Raw genomic sequence first — 9477 nt, 5'->3', positions numbered from 1 at the left:
GCACCACCCACTCCTTCGAAGGCGGCCACTACATCAGCGTCGTCGGCTACCGCGACAACGGCAACACCGTCACCATCGCCGACTCCGCCAACCCCGACCAGGCCTCCTACCGCATGAACATCGACAACCTCGCCGACTGGATCGCCACCCGCGGCTACACCTCCTGACACCCACCACGAACGAACGAAAGGGCCGGCCCCCGACCACGGGGACCGGCCCTTTCGGCGTCTACGCGTGCCGCGCACGCATCGCGCGTCCCTCAGCCGCCCGAGTCGGCCAGTTCCGCGCCCTCGGGGACCGTGTCGTCGTCGCGGCTGGCCAGCCACCCGTCCGGCAGGAAGACCTTGCCGGGCGAGTTGGTACGGCCTCGCGGCTGGCCCAGCGTGGCCACCGGAAAGGGCTCGGTCGGTTCCAGCTTGCCGAGCAGGTCGTCGAGCTGGGCCAGGCTCTCGATCATCGCCAGCTCACGGCGCAGTTCGCTGCCGACGGGGAAACCCTTGAGGTACCAGGCGACGTGCTTGCGGAAGTCGGTGCAGCCGTCCCGCTCGCCGCGACTGGGTGTGCGGGAGCCTGCGGTGAACTGGTCGACCAGCAGTTCGGCGTGGCGGCGCATCGTCCTGGCGACCTCGCCGAGGGTGGGCAGCCGCCGCTCCGGGCGGCCGTCGAACGCGGCCTCCAGGTCGGCGAAGAGCCACGGCCGGCCGAGACAGCCCCGGCCGATCACCACTCCGTCGACGCCCGTGTGCGCCACCATCCGCAGCGCGTCGTCGGCCTCCCAGATGTCGCCGTTACCGAGCACCGGCACGTCGAGGGCCTGCTTGAGCGTGGCGATGGCGTCCCAGTCCGCCGTGCCGGAGTAGCGCTGCGCGGCCGTACGCCCGTGCAGGGCGACCGCCGCCACGCCGGCGTCCTGGGCGGCGAGGCCCGCCTCGACGTACGTCAGGTGGTCGTCGTCGATGCCCTTGCGCATCTTGACCGTGACCGGCACCCCGGCGGGTGACGCGGCGTCCACCGCGGCCCTGACCAGCCGCGCGAAGAGCCGGCGTCGCCACGGCAGCGCCGAGCCGCCGCCCTTGCGGGTGACCTTGGGCACCGGGCAGCCGAAGTTGAGGTCGATGTGATCGGCGAGGTCCTTCTCCACCACGATCCGCACGGCGGCGGCGGTGATCTCGGGGTCCGTGCCGTATAGCTGGAGGCTGCGGGGGCGCTCGTCGTCACCGAAGGCGATCATGCGCAGCGTCTTCGGGTTCCGCTCGACCAACGCGACCGTGGTGATCATCTCGCAGACGTAGATGCCGCCGCCCTGTTCCCGACAGAGCTGCCGGAAGCCGACGTTGGTGATGCCGGCCATCGGCGCGAGCACCACCGGCGGCCACACCTCGTGCCGCCCGATGCGCAGCCCACGCCCCTCGCCCGCCCCGCTCCCAGTCACGAGGACAAGTGTAGGGAGGGGTTCCTGCCCGACGTCCCGCGCACCGGCGCGGAGCGCCCGTACCGCCGGGGTGCCCTGTCGGTCGGTGCGTCCTTCGTCACGGCAGAGCAGACTGACGTCGAACGAGTCGATGCGACGCGAGCGCGGGAGGACCCATGACCTCAGCTACTTCAGAACAAGATCGGCGCCGTGCGCAGCGGCTCGCACGCTACGACGAACTCCGTGTCGAACGACCGGAGCTGTTCGTGAACCCGGCCGGCGCGGCCTACGAGATCATGTTCGACCCGGACGTCCAGACCCTCGTGGCGGACAACTCGGCGGCGATGCTGCGCGAGCGCGGTAAGCCCGAGGAGCACGGCGACATCGGTGTCGTCTACGAGGACGCCTTCGTGATCGCCCTGCGCGACGCCGTGCGCTTCCGTAACGGACGGTTCGGGCCGTACATCCGCGTCCTGCCGGCGCATCCGGGCACGGGCGCCGCGGTCCTGCCGGTGCTGGCGGACGGCCGCCTGGTGCTGGTCCGCCACTTCCGGCACGAGTTGCGGACCTGGCAGTGGGAGATCCCCCGGGGCTTCGCCGAGCCCGGATCCGACGGTGCCACCACCGCCGCCCGCGAACTCGAGGAGGAGGTCGGCCTCCAGTCGGACAAGGTGGAACTGCTCGGCAGCCTGACGGGCGACGGCGGCAGGGACGAGGTGTACCTGGCCCGCCTCGACGCGCGGGCGCTGCCGGAGACGGGGCCGGCCGGCGCCACCGAGGAGGGCATCGACGAGTTCCGCCTGGTGACCCCGATGGAGCTGGCGCGGATGATCGCCGCGGGCGAGGTGTCCGACTGCTATCTGCTCGCCGCCTTCGCGTTCGCCACGGCCCAGGGTCACCTGGGCGGGTGAGGCCGGCCGTACGATCCATTTTGGATGGTGGATCCGGCGTTCAGTCGTACGTCCGACAGAACAAGCGCCACTGCCTGTGATCTCGTTGATGCCCTCGGCGAGGCGAAGGGCGGATGCGGATGACAGGGAACCGGCTCCCCGTGCCGTGGTCCGCGACCGACGCCGCCTTCGACCTCGCCGCGTTCACCAGCGAACTGCGCCAGCAGGGCAGCCCGGAGTCCCTCGATCTGGCCAGCGCGCTGACCTACGCGCAGCAGCGGGTGGGCGGGCCGGACCCGGGCTCGGCGACGGATGGCAGCGTCCAGCACGCCCAGGCGCTGGTCGAGCTCGCCGTCGAGTGGCAGCTGCCGCACGTGGAGTCGTGGGCCGTCTCCTGGCTGGCGGCCCTGGCCGTTCCCCATCTGCGGCTGCGCTGGTCGTCCCGTTCCCACGACGGCCGGTTCCGCCGCACGGGCCGGGCACCGCAGCTGGTCAACACGCTCAGCGCCGCGCCGGGCGGTGTGGTGCTCGGCGGCCGGGACGGCTCGCTCGACAGGTGGGCCGGCGAGGAGGGCGTCACGCATGTGGGTGACCTGGGAAGCCCGGTCTGGGTGATCGCGGCCGACGCCGGGCGCGTCGTCGGGGCGGGGCCCCACGGACGCCTCGTCTCGGTCGGATCGTCACTGTCCGGCCCGCCCCCGCGGCGGGCCGGCATCCGGGCCCTCGCCCTGGGCGCGGACGGCAGCCTGGCGTGCGGCGACGAGGAAGGGCACGTCTTCGTGCAGCCGCCCGGCCACCCGTGGGTGACGACACCCGTGCGCCCCGGTGTCGTGGTGCGGGCCATGGCCTTCCACGAGAGTGTCCTGCGGGTCGCCTGGGCTGACGGCCTGGTGACGGAGATCGACAAGGCCGCGACTGAGGCAGGCTGGCGATCGGTCGGGCAGCTCGACCGGCCGTTGGCGACCGCCGCCTGGGACAGCACGGGCACCCGCCTCGGCTGGATCTGCGGGTCGGAGATCGGTGTCTGGCACGACGGGACAACTCACCAGCTCTGGGAACACCGCGGTGGCACCTGCCTCGCGTGGTCCGGCGACGGCCTGCTCGCCTCAGGAGGGGCCGACGAACGGATCCGGTTCGGGGCCGCCGTACCGGAGGCCGAACAGGAGCACATCAGCACCGAGGGTGCCGTGGACGCCCTCGCCTTCGCGGGCGATCACCTGCTGGTCAGCGCCCACGGTGACGAGATCGTCCACTGGGACCTGCACCGGACGGGCAACGACGACCCGAGCTTCTCGGCGTCCGACGCCATCACGGCCGTCGCCACGGATCCCGCCGACCGGGGACGGACGGTCGCCGGCAGCCGGCTCGGGACACTACGGGAGTTCGACCGCTACGGTGCGGTCGTCCGGCAGACCTGGCGCCGTCTGGGGCGCGTCCATCAGGTGGTGCCCTACGACGACGGTTGGCTGGTCGCCGCGCAGCACGGCCTGCATTTCTGGCAACCGTCGACCGACGAGGTCTCGCTGAAGGGCTCCGTCAGGACCCTGTGCCTCGCCGTCGCGGTTCTCGGTGACCGCTACGCCTACGCGGCAGCCAGCGAGGTGCGGGAGTCGACCGGCACGAGATTCCAGATGCGGGCCACGGTCAGGGACATCAGGTACGGCCCCGACGGGTCACTCGCCGCCCTGGCCGAGGACGGGCAGCTGAGGGTCGTCCGGACGGACGGCTCCGAGCACGTGGCACGGGTCGACATGGCGGCCCGGTTGCTCGAGCTGAACGCCGACGAGGTCGTCCTGTTCCTGCCGGACGGCTCCGTGGAACGGCTCGACGCCCACGATCCGTACCTCGCACGCCGGGCGATCGTCCCGGCCGCCACGGCCCGCGCCCGGCACGCCGCGCTGCTGCCGGACGGGCGGCTGGCCATCGCCGACGCCGGTCGGGGCCTCGCCATCCTGACGCCCGACGGTGCCCGCAGCCTGGAGGCGACCGGCCGGCTGGAGCTGATCGCCACGGCCGACCGTCGGGTGGTCGTCGCAGGCGGCGTACGGCTCGCGGCCTACGACCTCATGGACACCCCCGACGGGGACCCGGCGGAGACGACAGTCCCCGCGGAGGTCGAGGTGAAGGTCGACGTCGGCCTGAAATGGCGGCTACGGCTGCCCCACGACGACGGGTCCGTCGACCTGGAGGCCGACGTGGTGCAGGAGCTGCGGAGCCTGGCCGACAGCCAGGAGATCAGGAGGCTCTCCGAGGGCGTCCGGCTGTCGGGGATCCTGGGCGACCGGCTGTGGTCGGGCGGACTGGACCGCGCCGTCGACCGCGCCCGTGGCCGATGGCCGCACCGTCCGGTACGGATCGCCTGGTCGGCCCGCGACGGGCAGGGCTCCGAGGTGCCCTGGGAACTCCTGCACCCCTCCGCCGAGCCGCTCGGCTGGTTCGGCGACCCCCTGGTGACCTCCGTGCGGCGCGTGCCGGGCGCACCACCCGCCGAGCGCCCCGAGGACGCCCCGCTGCGGCCCCACATGCTGGTCCTGCGCGGTGAGGACATGCGGCGGGGCCAGGACCGGCTCCGCCCGGTCGATGTGGCCTTCGAGCAGCTACGGCGACGGACCCGACGCATCGGTGTCCGGCTGCTGGACGGCATGCCGCGGGTCGTACGCCAGCGTGGGGATCTTCCCGACGGGGGGACCACCGCCCACATCGTGCACCTGTGGGCGCACAGCGGAGCGGCCAGAGTGAGGTTCACCGACGACTTCGCCATGACGACGGCGGAGTGCGGTCAGGCCCTCGCCATGCTGCGCCCCCGCCTCGTGATCCTGCTCGGCTGCACCTCGGCCGCGCTCGCACGGGAGCTGCTCCGGCACGGAGTCGAAGCGGTGATCGCGATGCGGACCGCCGTGTTCCAGGAGACGGTGCAGCCGCTCGCCGAGGACGTCACCGTCCGGGCGCTGGCCGGCGAGCCCGTCGACGTCGCCTTCGCCGCCGCGCTGCGTCGCTACGTCCTGACCGGGCAGCCCGGCGCGGCGGCCGTACCCCTGTTGCATCTGGCCGCCGGCTCCACCGGCGTGCTCTTCCCGCGTCCTGAGGGAGTGTCATGAACATGGTCTTCCACGAGTCGTTCGACTCCACCCGGGCGACCGCCGAGAACCAGGCCGACCATCCCAACCTCGCCCAGGCCCAGGCCGAGGCGGTCATCAGCCTCCTGCTCGGTCGCACGATCTCGGTCAGTCAGACGTACGCCTTCGACTCGCGCAGCTTCCTGGTCCTGGCCGAGGCGGTGCTCGGGACCTACGACGAAGCACGACGGGAGGCCAGCGCGAGTGCGGCGGAGCGCATGCGCGCCCAGCGGCCCTTCGCGCTGCACCGTTTCCGGCAACCGAGCTATCTGGCCGCCTGCGCCAGCATGCTCGCCAACCTCCGGGACAAGGCCGAGGGGGAAGGGCTGCGGCTGTCGGCCTGGCAACCCATCGACTACGACGACTCGGCCCGCACCGAACTGGCCCGCGTCCTCAGGACGGCCGACGCGGGCGGCGGGCCGACGGGCGGGGTGCCGTCGTTGCTGACGCGTCACTACCCCGGGCTCGCCGAGCACTGGGAGACGGTGATCCGGCTCGACGAGTACTTCACCGGTCCGCAGCGGGACGCCGAGGCTGAGTTGCCCGAGGTCAGCCTCGTCGACTACCTGAGCCGCCTGGCCGGGCTGGACGACGCCGGCCTGGGCGTCCTCGCCCGGGGACGCTGCCCGGTCGACACGGCCATCGATCTGCGCGACCGCGTCAAGGCCCAGTTGGCCAGGCACAGGAACGACGCGAAGAAGGCGTTCAACAGCCGGGCCTGGGCCCATGACGCCATCACCGAGCTCACGGCGGCGCGCGGCACCGACGCCGGCGCGGACGCCGACGAACTGCTGCGCCGGGAACTCGTACGGGAACTCGTCGACACCCTCTACAACGCGGTGCTGGCCTACTCCGGCCGGGCCCAGTGGGGGTACATGTCCTCGGTGCCCCGCTCGGACGGACGCGACGAGCTGAAGGAGGTCAACGCGTTCGCCCTGGCGCTGGTACGGCTCCGCCGCGACGACGAGGCGCAGAGCGAGCCCACCATGTCGGGCGCGTTCTCGGCCGCCGAGACCCTGCCGAACCTGCCGGTGCGGCCCTTGCGGCAGGTCTTCGCGGCGTACTGGGAGCTGGTGGCCGACGACGACCGCTGGCCCGCCTGGGAGGCCTCCTGCGAGCGACTCGACCACCTCCTGCACAACCGCCCCGCCAGCCGCGGGACAGGTGCCACGAGTGCGCTGCGTGACGCCTGGGCAGCGCATCTCGACACGCTGGCCGGAGCGCTGCCGCACGTGGTGCGCGCCGACCGCGGCGAGTTCCTCGTCGCCGGTCGTCACGAGGGTCACGAGTACCAGCAGACGCACCAGCTCGCCGCGCTTTCCGCCCGGAGCATGGACGACTCGCTCGCGGCCGGTGAGTATCTCGACGGCCTGCGGCGCACGGTCGTGGACTGACGACGACCCGGGACGGAGGACGCGAGGATGACGGCGGCACAGGACGAGTTCCGGCGGTTGGTGTGGGCGGACGGCGACCCGGAGCGCCCCGACGCACCCGAGCCGACTCTGCTGCCCTGGCTGGCGGCGCACACGCCGCTCGACGACCACGCGGTTCGGCTGATCTCCGAGGCGGCAGCGCGGTGCGGCGACCTGGCCACTGCCCCGGGCTGGCCGGTCGTCTCCGACGCGACAGCCGAGCTCCTTGCCGAACGAGCGGTCGCCTCCGCCTACCTTCCGCCCGCCGGGTTCGACCCGGCCGACCCCGCGTCGCTGGACCGGCTGTCGCTCACGGAGATCGCGTACCTGTTTCCCCGCTTGTCGCCCGCCGTCCGCGCGGCGGGCGCGGACCTCGCTGTTTCCGCCGTCCGGAACGCCCGCCGCCGGGAACCCTGGTACGTCAGCGCGCTGTGCGCCCGGATCGCCCCGTTCCTTGCGAGCAGGGACCGCAACAGGTTGCTCGCGGTCGCCGAGGGCCTGCCGCGCTCCTGGACCCGTCGCCTCGACGGCACGATCCGGCGCCAGGCACTCTGGTCGTCGGCCCGGGAGGAGATCGCCGCGAGTCACCCGGCGACGGCGCGGCTCGACGAGATCGCGGCCCGCCTGCCGGCGGCGCCACTGGCCGCGCTCTGTCTCAGTGCGATCGAGGCCATCCACCAGCGCGCGTCCACCGGGCCCGTGACCGATGCCGCGGTCGCCTGGCCCGTGACCGATGCCGCGCCCATCCAGGCCATGCCGTTGGAGGACAGCCCGCCCAGCAGAACGACGAGGCCCAGGCTCACGCCGGACCGGCTTCCGGGGGTCTGGCTCGAAGACACGGCGGCCGAAGCGCCAGCGAGGTGGGTCAGCACGGGAATCGCCGACGTGGCGACACCGGGGATCCCCGTCGACCCGACGACCAGTCTCGCCCCCGACACCGCGTACGTGTTCTGGCTCCAGGTCGGCGAACCGGTGGACGGCGCCATTCCGGTCGAGGAACCCCGCAGCCTGGTGATGCCACCCGACGCCGGCCCGGGATCCCTGCTCACCGTGGCGGTCTTCGGCTACCCCGGCGGGCTGCGGCCCCGGGCCGGCGCGGACGTCGGCAGCCTGGTCCTCCGCGAGGACGGCACGCTGGCGGTGCACCGCCAGCCCGACGGCCGCCCGGCAACGGGAAGCCGCCTGTACTTCCCGGTCAGGACCGGTGCCGGCGCCGGCGACCAGCGGCTGCGCTGCAACATCTACTGCAACGGGACGCTGCTGCAGTCCCGGGTGGTCACGGTCTCCACCGCGCCCGGCGGGCCCGCACGGTGGTCCTCGGTGCTGGACTACGCCGTGGAGACCCGGCTGGGAGCGGACAGGTTGAGCCGGATGCCGGCGACCACCCTGTCGGTGTTCGTCAACGACAACGGCGGCGGCACCCACGGATTCCGGTTCCTCAGCGGTACGGACAACCTCAAGGGCGACGTCGTGCTGGGCGACGAACTCCAGGGGCTCGTCGACGGCGCCCGCCGGGCGCTGCGCCGCACCAGTTGGGGAGACGAGCATCCGATGCGCGGGGACACCGTTTTCCGCTACCACGACAAGGTCCCCGCCGACTTCGACCGGGACCTGATACGTCTTGCCGTACGGGGTTGCCTGCTCTGGACGAAGCTCGCCGGAGAGGTGGCGGAGACGATCGGCGCCGATTCGCCGGACGAGGCACCGATCCGTTGGCTACGGGACAGGATGCGCCGTCCGGGGATCGTCGAGATGGCGAGCAAGGTGACCTCCCGCCTCGTCGTGCCGGCCGCCCTGTTCTACGACCATCCGCTCGACCAGGGGGCCGACGGGCTCCGGCTCTGCCCCGACGCGGCGCGAGCCATCGCCCACGGGGCCGACCTCGCCAGCGAGCCGTGCTTCCTCGGCGACTGCCCCCACTACGACGACAGGACCGTCGTCTGCCCGGCGGGGTTCTGGGGCTTCCGCCACGAGATCGGCCTGCCCCAGTCCGTGCTGCCAGCCACCCAGGGACTGTCGAACCCGCTCGTGAGCCACAGCCACGAGATCGACTGCGGGCCCCGCCCGCGCTGCCTGGTGCCCATCTCCACTGAGTTCGACGGCGACCACGTGAACTGGGTGAAGAATCTCGGCGACCACGACTCCAAGGTGCTCCGGGACCGCGGTGAGGCGCTGGTGGCGCTCGAGTCGGACCGCCCGCCCACCCATCTGATCTATTTCTTCGGCCACGGCGCGATCGTCGACGGGCAGCCCGTCCTGCTGGTCGGCCCGCCGACGGCGAACGGCATCGGATATCCACAGATCAGCGACGGCGGGATGTGGTGGCCGCAGGGTCGACCCCTGGTCTTCCTCAACGGGTGCCGGACCGCCGCGACCGAGCCCCGGTACGCGATGAGCTTCGTCGAGGCGTTCGTCCGGCGGGCCAGGGCGTCCGGGCTGGTCGGCACGGAGATCGAGACGTACGACTCACTCGCCGTCGAATTCGGGAGGGCCGTTCTCGACCGCTTCGTCACCCGGCGGCTGAGCCTGGCGGCGGCGATCCGCGGCGCCCGGCTCCAGCTTCTCTCCCGAGGCAACCCGCTCGGCCTGATCTACGTGCCGTACGCGTCCCCGCACCTCCGCCTGGTCGGCACGCCGGCGGGGTGATC

General features: G+C 72.6%; 5 protein-coding genes and 1 pseudogene. 5 read left to right on the top strand and 1 reads right to left on the bottom strand.

The window, feature by feature from the left end:
- Positions 1 to 167, top strand: a pseudogene (locus ACGFIR_RS29995) (phytochelatin synthase); the annotation flags it as partial.
- Between the two features lie 92 nt (positions 168 to 259).
- On the opposite strand, the gene dusB reads toward ACGFIR_RS29995, so the two are convergent.
- The gene (gene dusB / locus ACGFIR_RS29990; RefSeq protein ID WP_393001593.1) at positions 260 to 1432 is read right to left on the bottom strand and encodes a tRNA dihydrouridine synthase DusB; all 1173 of its coding nucleotides are present in this window, start codon (positions 1430 to 1432) and stop codon (positions 260 to 262) included.
- A 155-nt stretch (positions 1433 to 1587) separates the two neighbouring features.
- On the opposite strand from dusB, the gene ACGFIR_RS29985 reads away from it, so the two are divergent.
- The 4 genes from ACGFIR_RS29985 to ACGFIR_RS29970 all read left to right on the top strand — a co-directional run bounded on the left by ACGFIR_RS29985 (position 1588) and on the right by ACGFIR_RS29970 (position 9475).
- Positions 1588 to 2322, top strand: coding sequence for an NUDIX hydrolase (locus ACGFIR_RS29985; protein ID WP_393148583.1), 735 nt, complete (start codon positions 1588 to 1590; stop codon positions 2320 to 2322).
- Between the two features lie 119 nt (positions 2323 to 2441).
- On the top strand, positions 2442 to 5399 hold the full coding sequence (locus ACGFIR_RS29980) for a hypothetical protein (protein WP_393148581.1): 2958 nt from the start codon (positions 2442 to 2444) through the stop codon (positions 5397 to 5399).
- Complete coding sequence (locus ACGFIR_RS29975) at positions 5396 to 6811, top strand: hypothetical protein (RefSeq protein ID WP_393148579.1); 1416 nt, start codon at positions 5396 to 5398, stop codon at positions 6809 to 6811. The genes ACGFIR_RS29980 and ACGFIR_RS29975 overlap by 4 nt, the downstream gene beginning before the upstream one ends.
- 27 nt (positions 6812 to 6838) lie before the next feature.
- Positions 6839 to 9475 carry a hypothetical protein gene (locus tag ACGFIR_RS29970; protein ID WP_393148577.1) on the top strand — a complete coding sequence of 879 codons (2637 nt, stop codon included), beginning with the start codon at positions 6839 to 6841 and terminating at the stop codon, positions 9473 to 9475.
- Positions 9476 to 9477: the final 2 nt, after the last annotated feature.

Source organism: Micromonospora sp. NPDC049051 (assembly GCF_043197575.1).
GTDB lineage: Bacteria > Actinomycetota > Actinomycetes > Mycobacteriales > Micromonosporaceae > Micromonospora.
This window is presented reverse-complemented; position numbering and strand designations above follow the sequence as displayed.

Coding starts and splice junctions, on each gene's coding strand:
- ACGFIR_RS29985 (WP_393148583.1), top strand. CDS start 1,588: ATGACCTCAGCTACTTCAGAACAAGATCGGCGCCGTGCGCAGCGGCTC.
- ACGFIR_RS29980 (WP_393148581.1), top strand. CDS start 2,442: ATGACAGGGAACCGGCTCCCCGTGCCGTGGTCCGCGACCGACGCCGCC.
- ACGFIR_RS29975 (WP_393148579.1), top strand. CDS start 5,396: ATGAACATGGTCTTCCACGAGTCGTTCGACTCCACCCGGGCGACCGCC.
- ACGFIR_RS29970 (WP_393148577.1), top strand. CDS start 6,839: ATGACGGCGGCACAGGACGAGTTCCGGCGGTTGGTGTGGGCGGACGGC.